17 protein-coding genes and 1 riboswitch are annotated in these 18,225 nt (G+C 45.0%); of the genes, 9 read left to right on the plus strand and 8 right to left on the minus strand.

Annotated features, from left to right (window positions below; translation table 11 throughout):
• The first annotated feature begins 124 nt into the window (after positions 1–124).
• Together D469_RS0117890 and D469_RS0117895 are read left to right on the plus strand one after the other, a co-directional pair.
• Entirely contained in the window at positions 125–1,846 is a 1,722-nt protein-coding gene (locus D469_RS0117890) for an IS1182 family transposase (protein WP_018924759.1), read from the plus strand.
• Between the two features lie 615 nt (positions 1,847–2,461).
• Positions 2,462–2,562: riboswitch (purine riboswitch) on the plus strand.
• Between the two features lie 53 nt (positions 2,563–2,615).
• Positions 2,616–3,887, plus strand: a complete 1,272-nt coding sequence (locus tag D469_RS0117895; RefSeq protein ID WP_018924761.1) for an NCS2 family permease — start codon at positions 2,616–2,618, stop codon at positions 3,885–3,887.
• A gap of 77 nt (positions 3,888–3,964) precedes the next feature.
• On the opposite strand, the gene D469_RS0117900 is transcribed toward D469_RS0117895, so the two are convergent.
• Entirely contained in the window at positions 3,965–5,104 is a 1,140-nt protein-coding gene (locus D469_RS0117900) for an ABC transporter ATP-binding protein (protein ID WP_018924762.1), read from the minus strand.
• 122 nt (positions 5,105–5,226) lie between these two features.
• Positions 5,227–6,111 (minus strand): PucR family transcriptional regulator, encoded by an 885-nt coding sequence (locus D469_RS0117905; RefSeq protein WP_018924763.1) that lies wholly within the window; start codon positions 6,109–6,111, stop codon positions 5,227–5,229.
• 299 nt (positions 6,112–6,410) lie between these two features.
• Between D469_RS0117905 and D469_RS0117910 the strand changes: the two genes are divergently transcribed.
• Positions 6,411–6,593, plus strand: a complete 183-nt coding sequence (locus D469_RS0117910) for a hypothetical protein (RefSeq protein WP_018924764.1) — start codon at positions 6,411–6,413, stop codon at positions 6,591–6,593.
• Positions 6,594–6,673: 80 nt separating this feature from the next.
• On the opposite strand, the gene D469_RS0117915 is transcribed toward D469_RS0117910, so the two are convergent.
• The gene (locus D469_RS0117915; RefSeq protein WP_018924765.1) at positions 6,674–7,561 is read right to left on the minus strand and encodes a Cof-type HAD-IIB family hydrolase; all 888 of its coding nucleotides are present in this window, start codon (positions 7,559–7,561) and stop codon (positions 6,674–6,676) included.
• A gap of 224 nt (positions 7,562–7,785) precedes the next feature.
• On the opposite strand from D469_RS0117915, the gene D469_RS0117920 reads away from it, so the two are divergent.
• Positions 7,786–8,448, plus strand: coding sequence for a TVP38/TMEM64 family protein (locus D469_RS0117920; protein WP_018924766.1), 663 nt, complete (start codon positions 7,786–7,788; stop codon positions 8,446–8,448).
• Between the two features lie 300 nt (positions 8,449–8,748).
• Here D469_RS0117920 and D469_RS0117930 read toward each other — a convergent pair whose 3' ends face one another.
• On the minus strand, positions 8,749–9,627 hold the full coding sequence (locus D469_RS0117930) for an STAS domain-containing protein (RefSeq protein WP_018924768.1): 879 nt from the start codon (positions 9,625–9,627) through the stop codon (positions 8,749–8,751).
• A 182-nt stretch (positions 9,628–9,809) separates the two neighbouring features.
• Between D469_RS0117930 and D469_RS0117935 the strand changes: the two genes are divergently transcribed.
• The 4 genes from D469_RS0117935 to D469_RS0117950 all read left to right on the plus strand — a co-directional run bounded on the left by D469_RS0117935 (position 9,810) and on the right by D469_RS0117950 (position 13,181).
• Positions 9,810–10,883, plus strand: coding sequence for a hypothetical protein (locus D469_RS0117935; protein WP_018924769.1), 1,074 nt, complete (start codon positions 9,810–9,812; stop codon positions 10,881–10,883).
• 68 nt (positions 10,884–10,951) lie between these two features.
• Positions 10,952–11,098: a hypothetical protein gene (locus D469_RS22390; protein ID WP_018924770.1), complete on the plus strand. Its 147-nt coding sequence runs from the start codon at positions 10,952–10,954 to the stop codon at positions 11,096–11,098.
• Positions 11,099–11,502: 404 nt separating this feature from the next.
• On the plus strand, positions 11,503–12,366 hold the full coding sequence (locus D469_RS0117945) for a CAP domain-containing protein (protein ID WP_018924771.1): 864 nt from the start codon (positions 11,503–11,505) through the stop codon (positions 12,364–12,366).
• Between the two features lie 203 nt (positions 12,367–12,569).
• A complete protein-coding gene (locus D469_RS0117950) occupies positions 12,570–13,181 on the plus strand; it encodes a nitroreductase family protein (RefSeq protein ID WP_018924772.1) in 612 nt (203 codons plus the stop codon).
• Between the two features lie 213 nt (positions 13,182–13,394).
• Here the strand turns inward: D469_RS0117950 and trhA are convergent, their stop codons facing one another.
• A complete protein-coding gene (gene trhA, locus D469_RS0117955) occupies positions 13,395–14,039 on the minus strand; it encodes a PAQR family membrane homeostasis protein TrhA (RefSeq protein ID WP_018924773.1) in 645 nt (214 codons plus the stop codon).
• A 169-nt stretch (positions 14,040–14,208) separates the two neighbouring features.
• Between trhA and wrbA the strand changes: the two genes are divergently transcribed.
• Positions 14,209–14,829: an NAD(P)H:quinone oxidoreductase gene (gene wrbA, locus D469_RS0117960; RefSeq protein ID WP_018924774.1), complete on the plus strand. Its 621-nt coding sequence runs from the start codon at positions 14,209–14,211 to the stop codon at positions 14,827–14,829.
• A gap of 275 nt (positions 14,830–15,104) precedes the next feature.
• Here wrbA and D469_RS0117965 read toward each other — a convergent pair whose 3' ends face one another.
• From D469_RS0117965 to D469_RS0117975, 3 genes are all read right to left on the minus strand, one after another.
• Entirely contained in the window at positions 15,105–15,689 is a 585-nt protein-coding gene (locus D469_RS0117965; RefSeq protein WP_018924775.1) for a cell wall hydrolase, read from the minus strand.
• Between the two features lie 255 nt (positions 15,690–15,944).
• Positions 15,945–17,216, minus strand: coding sequence for an MFS transporter (locus D469_RS0117970; RefSeq protein ID WP_018924776.1), 1,272 nt, complete (start codon positions 17,214–17,216; stop codon positions 15,945–15,947).
• Positions 17,216–18,127: an ArsR/SmtB family transcription factor gene (locus D469_RS0117975; RefSeq protein ID WP_018924777.1), complete on the minus strand. Its 912-nt coding sequence runs from the start codon at positions 18,125–18,127 to the stop codon at positions 17,216–17,218. Before D469_RS0117975 ends, D469_RS0117970 begins: the two co-directional genes overlap by 1 nt.
• Positions 18,128–18,225: the final 98 nt, after the last annotated feature.

The raw sequence follows: 18,225 nt of genomic DNA on the forward strand, positions 1-18,225 counted from the left end.
GAAGGGGCTGTCCCAAAAGGGCAGCCCCTTACCTTTTTATTCCAATTTAAAATACTAAAAAAGAGATCATCCTTTTGCTAAAATGGAAAGTAACCACACCAACCACTAGAAAGGATGATCTCTTATGTTTAAAGATTATACCATGGGACAACTCGTTCTACCAATGGATTTTAGTGATTTGATTCCAGAAAATCATGTGTCACGTGTGGTGCATGACATGATTGAACAGGTGGATGAGCAGTTGTTCTATGCCGCTTATGAGGGCGGAGGCCGCCCTTCTTATCACCCAAAAATGATGACGAAAATTGTTTTGTATGCCTACACGCAAAAATGGTATTCCTGTCGTGACATTCAAAAAGCCCTTGAAGAAAACCTGCCGATGATGTGGTTAGCTGCCCAGCAAGTACCGAATTTTCGAACCATCAACCGCTTTCGTTCCGAACGCATGCAAGACTTGATTGAGCCCCTTTTCACCCAATTAATCCAACTTCTCTTAGACCAAGAGTATATCACTATGGAACATTATTTTCTCGATGGGACGAAAATCGAGGCGAATGCCAACCGGTATTCATTTGTATGGCGAAAGGCTTCTGAGCGTTATGAAGCAAAGCTCCAAGACAAACTAAAAACCCTTTTCGCTCATATTGAAGACACGATCCGTCAAGATGAAGCCACCTGTTCCCCTTCGGAAGAACCTTCGGCTCGCATAACCTCAGAACAACTTCAAGAGGCGGTCCATCAAGTGGAAGAGCAGTTAGGCAAAGCGGAACAGGCTGTTGAATCAGCTGCCGATCCTGAAGAGAAAAAAGTAAAGAAAGAAGAGCTTCGCACCTTACGGCGGATGCATAAATCCATGACATCAGATTATTTGCCGCGGCTCCAAAAGTACGAAGATCATTTTGCCACATTTGGAGACCGTAATAGTTTCTCAAAGACAGACCGTGATGCGACATTTATGCGCATGAAGGAAGATCATATGAAAAATGGGCAGCTCAAGCCGGGTTATAACGTTCAAGCTGGTACGGAAAATCAATTTATTCTGGGGTACTCGATTCACCAACGTCCAACGGACGCTCGCTGCTTTCAACCGCATATGAAAATGCTGAAAAACCGAGCACTGCCCTTCCCTGAGCAAGTTGTTGCGGACGCTGGTTATGGAAATGAGAGTAATTATGTATATGCCGATGATCAGGACATCGATCTCCTCGTTCCCTATAATATGTGGCGAAAAGAGAAGAAACGCAGTTTTAAGAAAAATCCTTATCATGTACAAAACTGGACCTATGATGATAAAGGAGATTACTTTATTTGCCCGAATAATCAAAAGGTAACCTTTCGATACAAAAAACATCGAACGGATACGTATGGCTACCGACGTCAATTTCGGATTTACGAGGCGGAAGATTGCAGTAATTGCCCGGTCAAGTCAGCTTGTACGAAAGCAAAAGGGAATCGGCAGATTCATTATAATCCGCTGTATGAAGCGAAAAAGAAAAAAGCGAGAGAAGCCCTTGGTACGGAAGAAGGCGCTGAGACCTATAAGTTGCGTAAAGTAGAGGTCGAAAGCGTGTTCGGCCATATCAAGGGCAATAGGTCGTTGCGCCGCTTTTCTCTTCGCGGCCTAGACAAGGTCAACGTAGAGTTTGGGTTGGCAGCCATAGCCCATAACCTCCTAAAACAAAAGGAGGTGGACAACCTCTATCATTATCATAAGGATAATACTAAAAAATCCGTTGTGATGAATAACCATCACAACGGATTTTTTAATACTTTTCAAAGGCTTTTGGGACAGCCCCAACATTGTAAAATAAGGGCGATTTGTGGAATTTGGGCGGTAAGCGCTTAAATTTGGACGTTTCGACAAGAAACTTGGACGTTTTTGGCTCAATTTGGACGTTTCGACAAATCTCTGTGACATTTCGACAAGATTCTCGTACGTTTCTCCACGTATGGCAGAATTGCTCCGTCCAAGCCCGCTCCGCTTTTCATGTCTAGCTGCGGCGCCTAGAGGCTCGAGGATTTTTCTGCCTCTGACTCCGCGCGGCAAGCCACGCTGCGCAGGTGCTGAAAAACTTGTCGCCTCTAAGCAAGGCGCCTCCGCTTTTCTGTCTAGCTTCGCGGGCTAACAACTTGAGATCCCTTTCTCCCACCCTGCGGCGGCAACAGCCTCCTCGGTGGGAGAGAAGGGCTCTGCGTCGTTTGGAAAGCCCGCTCCGCTTTTCATGTCTAGCTGCAAGCAGCAGGGGCTCGAGGTCATAAGCCGTTCGCCTTCAAAGTCAAAGAGCGACTTTGGAGCCGCCCGTCTTATGCTTGACGCCCCTGAACGCTGCTTTCCGCTTTTCTATTACCCTTGCGTTATTGCTAGAAATGTAGTATAAAAGAGTTTGTGTGAAAAAATCTTGCCAAGCGCATGCTGATGTTGGCATGTTTGCTTGATATGGTGGGCGTCCTGTTTGGCGTCGCCAGTTTTATATAAATCGCTCGTATAACCCAGGCAATAAGGGTCTGGGGTATCTATCAGGAACCGTAAATCACCTGGCTACGAGCTCTTAAGGTCCTAAAAAGGCAGCTTAAGAGCTTGTGGCCTTTTTTTATGTGCAGAAAGGAGGAGGACCATGTCGTTTTTTCATTTGGAAGAAAATCAAACTTCGGTGAAACAGGAAATCATCGCGGGGTTTACTGCTTTTCTAACGGTTGCTTATATTTTGGTCGTGAATCCTACGATTTTATCGGATGCGGGAATTCCTTACAGTTATGCGTTGCTTGCGACTGTAGCGGTGACTGCGTTTGGCTGTCTGGCGTTGGGAGTTTGGGGGAATACCCCTCTTATTTTGACGCCTGGGATGGGAATTAATGCTTTTTTTGCGTATACGATGGTGGAAGGGTTCGGGCTTACTTGGCAAGAAGGATTGGCTGTAGTGATAGTAGCGGGTATTTTATTTTTTATTATGGCAATTACACCCATGGCAGCTAAACTTGCGCAGGCTGTGCCCGAATCATTAAAAATTGGGATCACAGCGGGTGTTGGTATTTTTCTTACTTTTATCGGCTTGCAAATGGGTGAAGTGGTCGTTCCTCATCCCGATACATTTGTAGCCCTTGGTTCGCTCTCTAATCCTGTCGCTATCACGACACTCGTCGGGCTTGTTATTATGATGATGTTGTTCGTGCGTGCGGTTAAAGGAACATTTCTTATTGGAATGCTTATCACCGCTGGGTTGGCGTTTTTAATCATTCCTGGGGCTGATGAATCAAGGCAGAATATTTCGTTTGAAGGGTACTCGAGTATTTTAACGAGCGCAGAATTTTCAGGAGTATGGCAAGTGCCGTTTTGGACGGCGTTGTTTTCTTTGACGATGTTGATCGTATTTGAAACGCTCGGACTTTTGCACGGTCTGTTACCGGAAAACAAATCGTCCACGCGGGCGTATCAAGCGAGCTCCACCACAGCGTTAATGAGCGGAGTGTTTGGCACGTCACCAACTATTCCAGTCGTAGAAGGGGCGGCGGGGACAGCAGCAGGAGGCCGAACTGGGTTGACCGCTGTAACGGTAGCGGTGTTATTTTTGCTCTCGCTTTTATTCGCACCGTTTCTTGGCATGATTCCAAACGCTGCGATTGCGCCGATTCTGATTATTGTTGGTGGCTTGATGGCCCAGCAAGTTGTTCGTATACCACGTGACGACCCGACCGAATGGTTCCCTGCTTATTTCATCGTCGGTTTAATTCCTCTTACTTCTTCCATTGCAGATGGCATCGCATTTGGCTTTATTATGTATCCGTTATTGAAGATGCTGGTCGGACAATACCGAATGGTGTCGGCGTGGATGTATGTTATTGCGTTGTTATTTGTGATGAATTATGTATTGCTTTATACCACGGTATAACTATGAAAAAGCCTCTGCGCCAAATAGTAGGTACAGAGGCTTTCTTTATTTATAAAATAAATAATGGGGGAGCGGGGTTAACTAAGCTGCTTCTCGGCGTGCGTTTGTTTCTCCTCTTCTTTAATGCGCTGTTCAGTTTCAGGGTCAAAGAAATGTCCTTTATTTAAATCAAAGCCGAGTTCAATCGTGTCACCTTGTTGGATGTTGCTGCGCGGGTTAACAATCCCGACAATTTCCTGGTCTTCGATGGTGGTATAGAGCACCAGCTCGGAGCCAGTCAATTCGGCGAGCTGGATATTGACCTCACTTTTGGCCTCAGGCATCGTTTCAAGGAAGACAGCTTCATCATGAATGTCTTCTGGACGAATTCCTAGAATGAGTTCATCCCCAGTTTTATAACCCTGGCTGGTCAATACTTTCATCTTGCCATCTGGAATTTTTAACGATAACTCGCCCATGGTAAAGGTGTTGTTTTCAAGCTTCCCATTTAAAAAGTTCATGGACGGTGAACCGATGAAACCGCCGACAAACACATTTTCAGGGTATTGATAGACGTGGCGCGGCGCACCGATTTGCTGAATTACTCCGTCTTTCATAATGACAATGCGGGAAGCCATCGTCATCGCTTCAGTTTGGTCGTGCGTCACATAAATTGTTGTCGTTTTTAACTGCTGGTGCAGTTTAATAATCTCTGAGCGCATCTGTACGCGCAGCTTAGCATCGAGATTAGAAAGCGGCTCATCCATGAGAAACACTTTTGGATTTCGAACGATTGCCCGGCCGAGTGCCACCCGCTGCCGTTGTCCGCCGGATAAAGCTTTCGGCTTCCGGTCAAGCAGGTCGCGCAGGCCAAGAATGTCACTTGCTTCTTCTACCCGTTTTTTAATATCTTCTTTTTTAAATTTGCGAAGCTTCAGCCCAAAGGCCATATTATCAAACACGTTCATATGGGGATAAAGGGCGTAATTTTGGAAGACCATCGCAATATTGCGGTCCTTCGGGGAAATATCATTCATGCGCTGGGAATCAATATAAAAATCACCTTTTGAAATTTCTTCAAGGCCGGCAATCATACGTAGAGTGGTAGATTTCCCGCACCCAGACGGTCCGACAAAGACGATAAATTCTTGGTCTTCAATGTCGAGGTTAAAGTCTTCAACTGCTGTGACATCGCCATCAAAGGTCTTATAAATGTGGTCTAGTTTTAATTCTGCCATATGTAGCTCCTCCTCTGTCGTTTGCTAATGTAATTTCATTGTATCCGTTTTCATGAAATGGCACTATTGGCAAGGTGCACAAAAACATTGGAGACATTTTATACAATCTGCCACATAGCTATTTATAACTTTTTTATTAAAAATGCGGTGTGAAGCCCGGCTAAGTGCGAGAAAGAATGAAGGTTCAGGCCTGTTTGTTCTGAGAACTTGTCCAATCTATATTGCAAGGTATTGCGATGGACATGCAGTTCTTTTGCAGCAAGCGTACGGTTCATATGGCAGTTAAGGTACGTTTTTACTGTAAGCTGAAGCTCTCGGTCTGCATCGTTTAAAAACGCTTCGACAAATGCTTCACGTTCTCTGGAAGGAACTTGAGATAAAAGCGCATGCAAATGAGCGTCTTGATAAGTGAAGAGGGAGGTCTTGGGTTGAAGTTGCCTTGCTTTTTCAAAAAGGTGATGTTCCTCTTGAAAGGCCTCCGCTGCAGACTGGTTCGCGTTATGTAAAGGGCCGGCGAGAAGATACACGTCCGTTAAAAAATCAGTTCTAAGCGCATGTGAAAACAGTTCCAATCCATCTTTATCGATTTCTTCAGCTTCTTTATCCTCAGCAATGATGCTTCCAGTCGTCCGATTTTTCCAGACCACCGCGCCACTGTTAGGAAACAGAGAACGAAGCGTTTGGTGCAGCTCCCGTTGTTCCTCCGCAGCGTGCGTTAAGCTGAAATGAAAAAAACGATAATGTGCAACAGAAAGCGGAGCGTTTTCTACAGCGAAACAGCGATTGTACCAACTTTTTTCATAATCGGTCTGAAAGAGATTGCTTGGGGCCACAGCTTGTAAGAAGGTAAGCAGAAGCTTTTTTTCACGAGCATTCAATGTAGTCTTTTCAATGCCAAACAGTTCTTTGCGTTCGTTTTCGAACCATTCATAGCGTTGCCAATCTTCGACTGCGTTTGGGTCAAAAACCATTGAATCGCTGTACAACTCATACAAAGAGTGATCCATAATTTGTGCTCCTTTCCGGATAGAAGTCACCGAATGGGTTTGATACACTTTTAGAAGCATACGTAGTAGTGGTGACTTTAGTGACAGGCGAATTGGTATAAAAGTGAACCTATGGCATCAATAGCGCCGGAGAGGTGATAGGTGTTCGGCAGATAGACGAGGAGAGGACCGGTCAAACCTGCTAAAAAAGCAGGGCTGGATAAACGAAAGGGAAACTTCCATCACCTCCTAACTGAAAACGTGCGCTTGCTTCTATGAAACATGTAAAGTCAACAGCTCAGGAGAAAAGGAGGACCAGAATGAAAAAGAACTATCATTGTTGTGCCACCTGCATCCATTTTGCAGCAGACAAAACAGTGGACGGGATGACTTATCGGTGTGTGCGGCTTGGATACGAAACCAAACCTACGTACACGTTTAACTGTTGGGAGCCCAAGCCCGCTGTTCAGCGCTTAATGGAAAAAGAAAAGAAAGAGAAATAACCGCTCTCTCTGTTGAAAAAGCGGTTATACGTCGAACCATAACAGCCAGCAGGTGTCGTTCAGGCGCAGAATAGAACGAGTTACGGTGTAGGATGATTGCTTTGGTTAGGTGTTAAGATGTTCTCTAGCGCATAGGCGACGCCTGCTTCATCATGGTTCGTTGTTACATATGTTGCTTGCTCTTTTACTGCTTCTTCAGCATTTTCCATGGCTATGCTTGTGCCGGCTGCTTGAAACATCGATACATCATTAAAGTTATCGCCAATTGCGACTGTTTCACGCAGTGAAGAGCCAAGTTCAGTAACCATACGCTCGAGACCAAATCCTTTTTGTGCTTTAGGGTTCATCATTTCTATATTATCACGGCCGGAAGAGGTTAAGACAAATTCTGGCCGCTCTCCCCACGCCTCGTATACGTCTTGAAGTTTTTCTGGGAAAAAAGAGATGACTAGAAATTTATAAATAGGCTCAGCAAAGGTTTTCAGCTCACTGGCTGTGCCCAGCTCTTTTAAGCCGATGTGTTTAACATGGTGGTTTGCTTGCCTTGTGATCGAATCGCGTACGCGCTCAGGTTCTTCCTGGGTTTTGACAAATTCATCAAGCTCTTGCAAAAAGGAGTGGTTCGTTTCAGGAGTGGTCAAGGTAGCGTTCTCTGTTGAAATGTGAAAGTAAAAGGAGCGTTCATTCAGCCATTCGGCTAATTCAAAGGCTGTATCGTTTGAAAGCGTCACTTGCTCTAGAATTCGCTCTGGTGTCGCCACTACACTTCCATTTGCACAGACAAAGCCGTCCGCTTCTAACTCGACATCGCCAAGCAATCGCTTCGCATCGGCAATACCTCGTCCGGTTGCTATAATGAATCGGTTGCCGTTTTCTTGCCATCTCTTAACCGCACGGGCATTTTCTTTGGAAATGGTGCCGTCCCTGCTTAAAAGTGTACCGTCCATATCTACCGCAATATTTTGCATTTGCTTCACCCTCACTTTGTACGTCCGCGGCGTGTATTTGGCAGGTGATTATCGTTGTTTATCACCTGTACTTCTTGATAAACTAAAACTCAGCTCAGTTTTTATCGAAATAAGTCATTAGATGCGAAGTTACTCCCATTATACACAGTGGTGGCGCTTACAAGCCAGCATAATGTAGAAATGATTTACAGTTAAGCTGAAAGAAGGTTTCGTTGGAGGCTTTTATGAGAAAAATAACCGTTGTGCTGTGGCTTCTCTTACTTGTGGGAGCCGGCCTTTTTGTGTGGTTTAACCGCGATACAGTAGAATGGCAGCCAGAACTAATTCGCAATTGGCTGCTTTCCTTTGGCTGGTGGGCGCCGTTTCTATATATTCTTTTTTATACGCTCCGCCCCTTGATCTTTTTTCCTGCCTCGATTTACGCCATGGCTGGTGGACTGGCTTTTGGTCCATTTGGGGTCATTTTTGTGATCACTGGCTCTCTTCTCGGTTCAACCCTGGCCTTTTGGCTGGCACGTTATGGCGGTTACTCGATTGTAAAAAAACAGTGGAGTGGTTGGCGTGGCACTGTACAGAAGCAGCTAGAAGTAAACGGGTTTTATTATGTTTTGTTTTTGCGCATGATTCCGGTTCTTAACTTTGATATCGTCAGCTATATTAGTGGTATCTCAAGAATACGCTACCGGACATTTATTGGGGCAACTTCTATAGGCATTATTCCTGGTTCATTCGGTTATACCTTCTTAGGAGCGAGTGTTGTCGAAACAGACCCTTGGATTTTTAGCATCGGCGCGCTATTAATTCTTCTCTTGGTGTTGCTGCCTAATTTACTGCGTAAACGAATGAAACGAGCGGGGATCGACCTTCCGGAAGAAGAACAGAAATGACGTAAACAATCTCTTCTTAATAGAAAGAGGCTGACTCAGCACTCGTTCACACATCGAACGAATAAAAGAGTCAGCTTTTTTGATAGTGCTCGGTTAAACGTTGAACCCCGCCCGCGCCAGACAACAAGGATTCATAAAGCTCCGATAATGAGTTGGGGATGGCCTTTCCGTGACTTCCCTTTCTGCGGGCGATCCGCGAGATTTCCCGCTGAAGCTGCTGCCTTGCGCTTCTTAAAGGGCGGGCGAACAGTCATGAAAAAGAAGCCACCCGTAGTTCTAGTTGAATGGTTGCCGCATGGTTTACAAAAGGGGAGAGTTGTTCGTTGCTTCGCGTTGATGATAAACGTGATGTTTTTCTAATGCTTGCTCTAGCGTTAAGTGACTTTCAAGGTCTTGTAGCGAAATACCGAGTTGAACGATCGTCTGAGAAAGCTCAGGGCGCATGCCGGAAATGCTCACATGGATGCCCAAAAGGCGGAGGGCTTGGACAAGTCTTAGTAGGTGTTGGGCAAACTCGGTATTAATGCTGTTCATGCCGGATAGGTCAATAATAATATTCGACAATTCCATATCAGCGGCCCGTTCTAATGTTCTTTGCTGCAAATAGTTTGAACGGTCGCTGTCCATGTCCCCGATTAAGGGAAGGACGGCAATCTCGTGCTGGATTGGAACAAGCGGAACAGATAGTTCATGCATCGCTTGTTTTGCATGGTCCAAAGCTTTCACATGATAATTGACAAACGTCCGGCTAATCGTAGCTACCGATTCATCAATTAAATGGTCGATATAACCATGGACGTAAAAGGCCAGTTCAACATCTGCCTCTACAGCTTTTGCTTCTATTAAAACCACTTCCCGTAACACTTGGCGGTACAAAGGGATCGTATATAAGACAACTTCGAGGGAAAGTCCACGGCTCACTAAATACTCGGCTTGTGTTTTTAGCCATTCCTGTAATTGTTGTTGCATCTCTTCCTTTGAACTATGTACAAGCCCCTTGCCGATAATCGAAAAGTAATCCACAGCCGTGGCCTCTACAGCGGAAGAAGTAGATGTGTTCAGGGGTAGGTTTTTTGATTGGATTGTTTCCTGTCGTAACTCGTCCAAGCGGTTTTTTAGCTTCTCGTCATTGTTCAGGAGGTGGTTTCCAATTGCAGTGTATAATGTATGATCGTTCATCTGAGTACTCCTTTTATAGTATGAAATAACGCTTTAATGGTTGTTCTCAGCAATAATCTTTTTCTCAATACCCTTTTTAAACCTTTAGCAAACCACTTTTCTTTATCTTTTGAAAAAAAGTGTTGATTGAGGAAGATTGATGTAGGGAAAAGAAGGGTGATATCAGGGGAAGGAGGGTCGTTATGCCGTTTTTACGATTTTTACTTGTAGTATCTGCTAAAACGTTAAGCAAAATATTTAGCCTGGCCACTGCCACATTCTTTGGGAGGGTTCCTTCTAAAGATGATTCTAAAATTAGTTTAACCGCATTGCTTTCTGTATACTGGATTTTTGTTGGATTTGCTGTCATATTTCCTTCGTTTGCAGAAATGGTCATACCGTTTCTTCCTGATCATGAACCCTTGATCTTTATTATAGCGTTAACAATGTTTTTAATCATTCCATTAGTGGTCGGATTTTTGACGACATGTGTGGAAAATCAGCGTCATCTATCACCGTGGCGCCATATGTGGATGGGCTATCCTTACGCATTCATTCTTGGTGTCGTCGTGATTTTTCTTATTATCATTGTGCCGATCATCAAGTTTCCACAAATCATTAATCTGCGCGTATTAAAACATATGGCTGTAATGATTCGCAAAGGCTATTATGAAGAAGCGTTAAGCACTGTGCAATTGACACTTTATCAATTCGGGTTGGAACCAGAAATAAAAAAACCCCCCTTTTATCTTTGGCATCCATTTCTAATTCTTGTCTGGGTGCAAGAACGTATATTTAACCGAAAAATGGCGAAAAATATGCGCGTTATCCGAGGAGAAGTAGAGAGAGAGCCGTACGAAATAATACTCCATTCAACGGATATATCTGTTATAGGAACAGAGCAGGTGGTTATGAAGGTGTTAGGCATTCTTTCTGAAGGTGTCGACCACAACGTTCTTTATTTTTCCTGGGACGATTCATCACAAAAGATTGAAGATGAGATTTTTTCAATGCAGCGTAAGCTTGAAGATGGGGAAATGGTGACCGAAGAAGCAATCGATGATGTGGCAAAACGTTTGCGGGAAATCCCGCTTTCCATGAGCGAATGGAACAATATCCGCCGCCAGCTATACCGGGTAGAACGCGATCGTTACAAGTGTTTATATCAACGAAGTACTAACGAGACAAATGGAAGAAAAGCGCATAAACATGAGAAAAGTTCAAGGAATTATGATGAGAATTACAAAAAGTGTGAAAATCGGTTTATACAGGATTAAGTTACCAATATGATGTGGTATGTTAGTAATGAGAAAGAAAAGGTTAACTATTTTAAGGAGGCTTTCATATGAGCAAGAAAGTGCTTTATTCACTGCTAACAGGGGTTCTTACAATTGGTGTTCTTGCTGCCTGCGGCGATGCTGAAGACATGGATGATCCAGGTATGGAAGAGGATCCAGGCATGGAAGATGACGGCGGAGACATGGAAGGCTAATAATTAAGAAATCATAATGAATCATTTACAGGACCGGCTCATTTGTGGCCGGTCTTTTTTGAGTTGAAACTAAGTGGACCAAAAGCTGCCGTTAGAAGATGGAAGCGAAGACGTTGTTGGTTTTGAGACAATACGTTGCTGCTGCTTATCTTTACTGTATACATACGAACATCAAGCTTTAAGAAATGCGTTGAACAGAGTGCAAGTGCGATGAGAAGAACCTCAGCTGCTCCATAAACAATGTAGTTCAAGATGATAGCGGAAAAGGTTAATACGTGAAACAAACCAAACTAGCTCTATACATGGCGATAGCAGATTGGAAAATTTTAATGCCTTCCAATTCCTTCCCCTCCCCTTTTCATATACTCATAATCTGTCAAAATGAGTTGCGGAGGTGAAGCTAGATGAAAAAATATTTAGCAACAGGGCTCACATTGGCGCTAGTACTTGGCGTAGCTACTACAGGACAGGCAAAGGATGTGGATGTGCATAACGTACAACCAGGAGAAAACGCCTGGACTATTGTTGAGAAATTTGATCTCGACCTCAACAAACTAGATTCGTTGAATTCACACCTTGAAAATATGAATATCTTGCCTGTAGGCCAAGAGTTAATTGTCGATATTGAAGAGTCTGATAAAGAAGAAGTCCCTTCAGCACCTGAACAGGAAGCTGAAGAGAATCACACACCTGAATCGGACCAAGCTCCAGAGAATGGTGTAGAGGAAGAAGCACCTGCTCCGGCAGAAGAAGCTGAAGAGAACCACACTCCTGAGTGGGAGCAAACTCCAGAAGCTGGTGCCGAACAAGAACCAGCGACTGAAGAAGAAGCTGCTCCAGCAGAAGAGGAAGAAGCAGAAGAAACAGCTGACACTCAAGACTTAATCGAATTTCAAGCAGAAGTGATTGAGTTAACAAACCAAGAGCGTGAAGCTCAAGGCCTAGAGCCGCTTGAAACTCATGTCGAGCTTTCTGATGTAGCAACAGTGAAGTCAGAAGACATGCGCGACAACGATTACTTCTCTCATGACAGCCCAACGTACGGTAGCCCGTTTGATTTAATGGATCACTACGGCGTAAACTACCGTACAGCAGCTGAAAACATTGCCGCTGGCCAAATGTCTCCTGAGCAAGTAGTAGAAGGATGGATGAATTCTGACGGCCACCGTCAAAACATCATGAACGCTGAGTTCACCCACATTGGTGTAGGCTATGCTGAAGGTGGAAGCCAGAACCACTACTGGACTCAATTGTTCTTGGCAGAGTAATATAACTTTTACATGATCGATCCAGCCTTGCTCTAGAGCGGCTGGATCGTTTCTTATTTTACAGGCGTACCTAAAGGAAGAACTTGTACCAGCCGAATGGAATGTGAATAGACAGCTTTTTCCGCCAATAATTCATATCTGTTGAAAGTATGGAGGTCCTGTGGCAATATCATAACGGGAACTAATGAAAGGAGAGACAACGAATGAATACGATTGAAGCGATGCGAGAGCGTCATTCGATACGAAAGTTTGATACAGATCATGTCATGCCAGAAGAAGATTTACAAGAGATACTAGATGCTACCATTGAAGCTCCTTCTTCTTGGAACCTTCAACATTGGAAGTTTCTCGTTATTCAATCCGATGAAAAAAAAGAAGAGCTCCTTCCAATTGCTTATAACCAAAAGCAAGTCGTCGACGGCGATGTCACCATCGCTGTGTTAGGGGATGAACAAGCAAATCAAAACGCTGATACCGTTTTTGGAGAATCCGTTGAACTAGGTCACATGACAGAAGAAATAAAAGACAAAGTTGTAGCTACCATTCATGGCGCTTACGAAAATGAAAAATTTGGTCATGATGAGGCGTTGATTAATGCTTCGCTAGCAGCTATGCAGCTAATGCTCGCGGCCAAAGAAAAAGGCTACGACTCCGTCCCGATGGGCGGTTTTGATGCTTCTAAGCTGCGTGAGAACTTCAACATTCCGGAGCGCTATACCCCCGTAATGTTAGTAGCCATCGGAAAAGGCACAGGCGAAGCCCGCACATCTCCGCGCTTCCCACTCGAAGACGTTGTTATTAAAGATAGTTTTTAAGAATATGAAAAACCGTCTCCTTCTATTAATAAAAGGGACGGTTTTTTACATCGTTCAGGGGGAGTATGAGCTGTTCAGGCGCCTCCGCTTTTCTTTGTCCAGCTCCAAGCGGCAGGGGCTCGAGGTCATAAGTCGCGCCCTTTCAAAACCAAAAAGCGGTTTTGGCAGCGCTCGCCTTTTGCTTGACGCCCCTGACCGCCGCTCTCCGCTTTTCTACATTGGGATGACGTAGTGGAAGATGGTGAAGAAGTGGAGGAGGGAGCCTATTAACACGAATACGTGCCAAACGGCGTGGTGGTAAGGGAAGCTGCGCCATACATAAAAGATAGTGCCGAGGGTGTAAAATAGGCCGCCTGCTACCAATAAGGTTACGCCTCCTGTTGGCAATGCAGCGGTCAAAGGGCCCCAGGCGAAGACGATAATCCATCCCATCAAAATATAAAAGAGCGTGGAAAGGGCAAGGAACCGTTTGACGAAAAAGGCTTTGAAGACAACGCCTACCAGTGCAATGCCCCACACGATGCTAAACAGAGTCCAGCTTAGCGCCCCTTCTAATACGATAAAAAGCAAAGGGGTGTACGTACCGGCTATAAATACATAAATGGAAGCATGGTCCATTATTTCAAAGAAGTCCTTAATTTTCCCCTTGGGGAAGCTGTGTAATAAAGTCGAAGACATATATAGTAGCACCATTGACGCTCCGTAAACTGAAACCGTAACCACATGAAGTGGGGTGGCCAAGATGCTTGCGTAAACAATTAGAAGAACAAGGCCGGTAATGCTCAGTACACATCCAATACCATGGGTGATCGCATTTGCCAGTTCTTCTTTTTTCGAAAAGGTGTGTGTAGTCCCCATTCATTCCCTCCTTAATAAAGCCGGTGCACGGCTTTCGGGCTGTACATGCCCACAGCCTTAACACAATCTTATCATACGTCCTTACGTTTAAAGAAGTGAAAGCAGGGAATAATTCTAGAGGAGCAAAAAGTGTGGCGAAACGAAATTATTAAAGAGTGAGGTGAGCGAGTTGGCAAAAGTACTAGTGGTTTACTATAGCGCTTATGGACACATTTATGAAATGGCTAAGGCTGTATCGAAGGGTGCCGGCAAGCTGCAAAATACGGAAGTGAAAATGGTGAAGATCCCAGAATTCGACTCAGCTAAAGAGGCGATGTCTGGTCAAGAGGCTTATGTGGAGTCCCAAAAAGAACAAGAAGTGGTGCCAGAAGCTACACACGAGGACCTAAAGTGGGCAGACGGTGTGATATGGGGCATTCCAACTCGGTATGGGGCAATGCCAGCTCAGATGAAGCAATTTTTAGATTCAGCGGGTGCGCTTTGGTTAAACGGTGAATTAGAAGGCAAAGCTACCTCGATCTTTACAAGCACAGGCTCTATTCATGGTGGACAAGAAACGACGACGATTACGTCACTTGTACCGTTGTTGCATTTTGGGTTTATTTTTGTCGGTCTGCCATATGGAGAGAATCAGGAAATGCTAAGCACAGAAGCGATTGGCGGCTCGCCATATTCTGCTTCTACAGTAGCTGGTCCAGATGGCTCCCAACAGCCTGACCCGAAAGAATTGCTCATGGCAGAACGACTCGGCGAACGTTTGGCCAATGTGGCAGGGAAATTAGCTCAATAAAATGAATAATAGTATGTCCTTTCCTTTGTGAACATGTAAGTTGTAGTTAGTGAGGGTAAATAATCTTAATTCCTGTAGTGAAAGCGAAGGATCCGTAGAGAAGGAGTGGTCTCTCATCGAGATTGCTCTTTTCTTTTGCCTCAAGTGCTCTCTTCCACCTTTGTTTTCACATAGGTCGATGGGCCTGCTGGTGATAGTTGTTCGGTCGGCGCCGCATTTAAAAAAGCCAGCTCCTGAATGGAACTGGCTTTTCAATGTTTCATTGTTTTCCTTATTTAGCGTGCAAAAACATGGTTCCCGATGCGGATCGTTTCTTCTTGCGTAGCGATCCAGTGGTTGTCTGCTGTTTCTGGGTTATAGAAATAAACAGATCCTTGTCCCTGACCGCGGAATGCAAGTGCTTCATTTACAGCATCTCTTGATTCCTGGTCTGGTTGTTGGTTAATCGCTCCGTCCATTACCGGACTGAACGCGTACGTGCCGCCTTCTACCTCATTGATGACAGAAGTAATGTCATTAGGGAAGTCGTCGCTGTCCACGCGGTTTAATACAACCGTTGCTACTGCGACTTTTCCTGCATACGGTTCACCTTTTGCTTCAGCGTATACAAGGCTGGAGAAAAGATCATGCTCTTCTTGAGAGATGGAAGCAGGTACAGATAGAGTTTCTCCACCTTGGACCTCGCCATACTCTAAGTTGTTCGTTTCTAGTAGCTCGTCGACCGTTACGCCCTGGTCTACTGCCACATCCCATAAGCTTTCGCCTTCTTCAACCGTATAAGTATTTCCAGCTTCTGCATCTACGGAGAAAACAAACGCTAATGCTAACGCGAAACTGGAAACTAATAGTGATTTTTTCATTTAAAAGTCCCTCCTGTTAAGTTGTAAAAAGTCAACGTGTATAGAATAACAGCGGAGGGGAACTTTCGCGTTAGGGAGGTATTTCCATTCGCTGCTGAAGCCATGAAACCCCTGGTATGTTGAAGGGTTGCAATGGATATTACATTTTGTTTACATAGGTTATTTGTCATTATTTTTTGAAAGAAGTAGAATTTAATGGTAAAAGATGTATAGTAACTCCGGCGGCAAAAACCCTTTCTAGGAAAAAATCAGACCTTAAGGTTGGATCGCTTTAGACTCACGATTAGCGGCCACTTCTTTTTCCTCAGGTAAAGGGTCATTCAAATGATAGAAGACAGGAGAGCGCCAGGCAATCGCAAGAGTTGTTAAGGTAAGAAGACCAAGTGCTGTAAATAAGATTGGGATCCCCGTTCCTTCAGCAATTACTCCGCCCAGGCCTGCCCCAATCGGAATTCCTCCCTGGGCCATCATGGTACGCACCGCAAAGACACGGCCGCGAATTTGTTCTGGAACCCGCTCTTGATAAAAGGTCGTGTTGTTAATCGTAAAGACCATGGCGGCTATCCCATTAATCAACGTAATAATAACGGCTACCCAAAAAGCAGGGCTCCAACCAAGAAGTAAAATCATGGCTCCGCTCACAGTCAAAGACCCTAACATCACCCGGCGTAAATTGCGCGGACGTTCTATCGTCCCGGTAATGGTTGAAGCAATCACCATCCCAAAGGAGAAACTAGACATTAACAGGCCGTATTGAAATTCTGAACCTTGTAGCTCTTCAAGTACAAACGGTAGAAGCAACGGCTGTAGCGCGCCGGTGCCAAAGTTGGTAATAAGTAAGAGCATGCCGACCCAAAACAAAACCGGATAAAGTTTAAAAAACCGTAAGCCTTCGCGGAACTCTACCCCCCACGACTCTCGCGGCTTAGCAGCTGCATCAACATTCCCCGTGCGCGGTACTGTTGTAAGGAGCAACGCAGAGAGCCCTAACGCACAGACTAAGACAATTAGAACCGGCACCGGGCCGGAAAATGATAGAACTAGACCGCCTAGAGCCGGCCCGGTAAGCATCATTAACTGCATCGTCCCCTCTAAAAGGGAATTTGCTTTCATTAAAAGTTGTTTTTTTACAATATGTGCGACATAAGCCATGCTGACGGGCCTGAACAGGGGCTGGGCAATCCCGATCACGAGCACGACCGGATAGAGCTGCCAGATTGAAAGCGCTCCGCCCAAATACGTAAGCAGTAAATAAAGAAACACGAGAGAGCGCGCGCTTTCCGAAAAGATCATCAGCAATTTATGAGGCATGCGGTCAATAAAAGGCCCCGCTATTAAATTAGTACAAAAGGAAGCCACCATAAAAACCATCCAAATACTTCCCATCGCTGCCGTGGAACCGGTCATATCATACATCAGCCAAGAAATAAGAAAGAGTGCAAACGTGCTTCCGAGTCCTGAGGCAGCCTGAGCAATCCAGACAACGACATATGCAGGGTTTCGTAAAAGCTGCCGATACACATCCATTACTTTTCGCCTTCTTTCCGCAAATAACTAAGTAATTGCGCAGGATACTGCTGCAATTGATCAGTGCGCAAGCTGTACGTATCTTTTGCTCCAAGAGAAAGATGAACCCGTACCAGCCCGCTTGCCCGCAAAATAATCAAATGATGATGAACCGTAGATTTAGCCAAATGAGCTTCCTTGTACAGGTCAGTAAACGTAGCCTGCTCCTTTTCAGCAAGTACCTGCAATAACCGCAGCCTGCTTTCATCAGCAAGCGCAGCCGGAAGCCGCGTCAACGCCGGCTGAACCCCGCCATCCAAAGACGGAATCATTTCCACCGGCACTTGGTAGATCGTCCGCTGTTCATAGTGAGAGAACAAAATCACCGGCCGGCAGTGGAATTGCGGACTAATAATAAACTCATGCTCCTCCGGATAATTGTGATGACACAGCCCATTCGTCACTCGTTCGAGCTGCTCACCGGAGGGCTCAGCTTCTAACTGCTCTTTCATATGTTGAAAAGAAAAGCGGAGCCCTTCTTCAACAAAGGGAGGAAGATGCCGGACGTAATGCTCCTGCCACTGCAGCAAGAGTTGAGCGGCTTCCCTGATCTCTTCTGCGGAGGCTTCTTGGTGCAGCGAGTACTTATGTCTGATTTCTGTAAACGTTGCCTCCTCCCAATTTTTAATCTCCTCCAGCGGCGACTCTTCTGCTGCGGGAGGCTTAAAGTGAAGGTAACTTTCGAGCCAGGCTAAAGCGGGATTCAAGCTTTCATTTTCAAACAGCGGCCGAAGGCAAGAAGGCGCTTCTTCAAACTGTTTTTTGCGCCATTTGCCGCCAAGGTCCGTTTGTTTATGGAGCTTTTTGCTGTTCGCCAGCTGAGCGCTGACGATCGATTCATATACAGGGTGATAAACGATTTTAATATTCAAATGGTTCGACCTCCATCGAACTTTATTTAGTTCGATAATAATCGAACTAAAATAAATTGTCAATCTATGGATGATCGGGAGTGCGATTTTTATTCGCT

It is taken from the genome of Salsuginibacillus kocurii DSM 18087, assembly GCF_000377705.1.
GTDB lineage: Bacteria > Bacillota > Bacilli > Bacillales > Marinococcaceae > Salsuginibacillus > Salsuginibacillus kocurii.

Coding starts and splice junctions, on each gene's coding strand:
- D469_RS0117890 (WP_018924759.1), top strand. CDS start 125: ATGTTTAAAGATTATACCATGGGACAACTCGTTCTACCAATGGATTTT.
- D469_RS0117895 (WP_018924761.1), top strand. CDS start 2,616: ATGTCGTTTTTTCATTTGGAAGAAAATCAAACTTCGGTGAAACAGGAA.
- D469_RS0117900 (WP_018924762.1), bottom strand. CDS start 5,104: ATGGCAGAATTAAAACTAGACCACATTTATAAGACCTTTGATGGCGAT.
- D469_RS0117905 (WP_018924763.1), bottom strand. CDS start 6,111: ATGGATCACTCTTTGTATGAGTTGTACAGCGATTCAATGGTTTTTGAC.
- D469_RS0117910 (WP_018924764.1), top strand. CDS start 6,411: ATGAAAAAGAACTATCATTGTTGTGCCACCTGCATCCATTTTGCAGCA.
- D469_RS0117915 (WP_018924765.1), bottom strand. CDS start 7,561: ATGCAAAATATTGCGGTAGATATGGACGGTACACTTTTAAGCAGGGAC.
- D469_RS0117920 (WP_018924766.1), top strand. CDS start 7,786: ATGAGAAAAATAACCGTTGTGCTGTGGCTTCTCTTACTTGTGGGAGCC.
- D469_RS0117930 (WP_018924768.1), bottom strand. CDS start 9,627: ATGAACGATCATACATTATACACTGCAATTGGAAACCACCTCCTGAAC.
- D469_RS0117935 (WP_018924769.1), top strand. CDS start 9,810: ATGCCGTTTTTACGATTTTTACTTGTAGTATCTGCTAAAACGTTAAGC.
- D469_RS22390 (WP_018924770.1), top strand. CDS start 10,952: ATGAGCAAGAAAGTGCTTTATTCACTGCTAACAGGGGTTCTTACAATT.
- D469_RS0117945 (WP_018924771.1), top strand. CDS start 11,503: ATGAAAAAATATTTAGCAACAGGGCTCACATTGGCGCTAGTACTTGGC.
- D469_RS0117950 (WP_018924772.1), top strand. CDS start 12,570: ATGAATACGATTGAAGCGATGCGAGAGCGTCATTCGATACGAAAGTTT.
- trhA (WP_018924773.1), bottom strand. CDS start 14,039: ATGGGGACTACACACACCTTTTCGAAAAAAGAAGAACTGGCAAATGCG.
- D469_RS0117965 (WP_018924775.1), bottom strand. CDS start 15,689: ATGAAAAAATCACTATTAGTTTCCAGTTTCGCGTTAGCATTAGCGTTT.
- D469_RS0117970 (WP_018924776.1), bottom strand. CDS start 17,216: ATGGATGTGTATCGGCAGCTTTTACGAAACCCTGCATATGTCGTTGTC.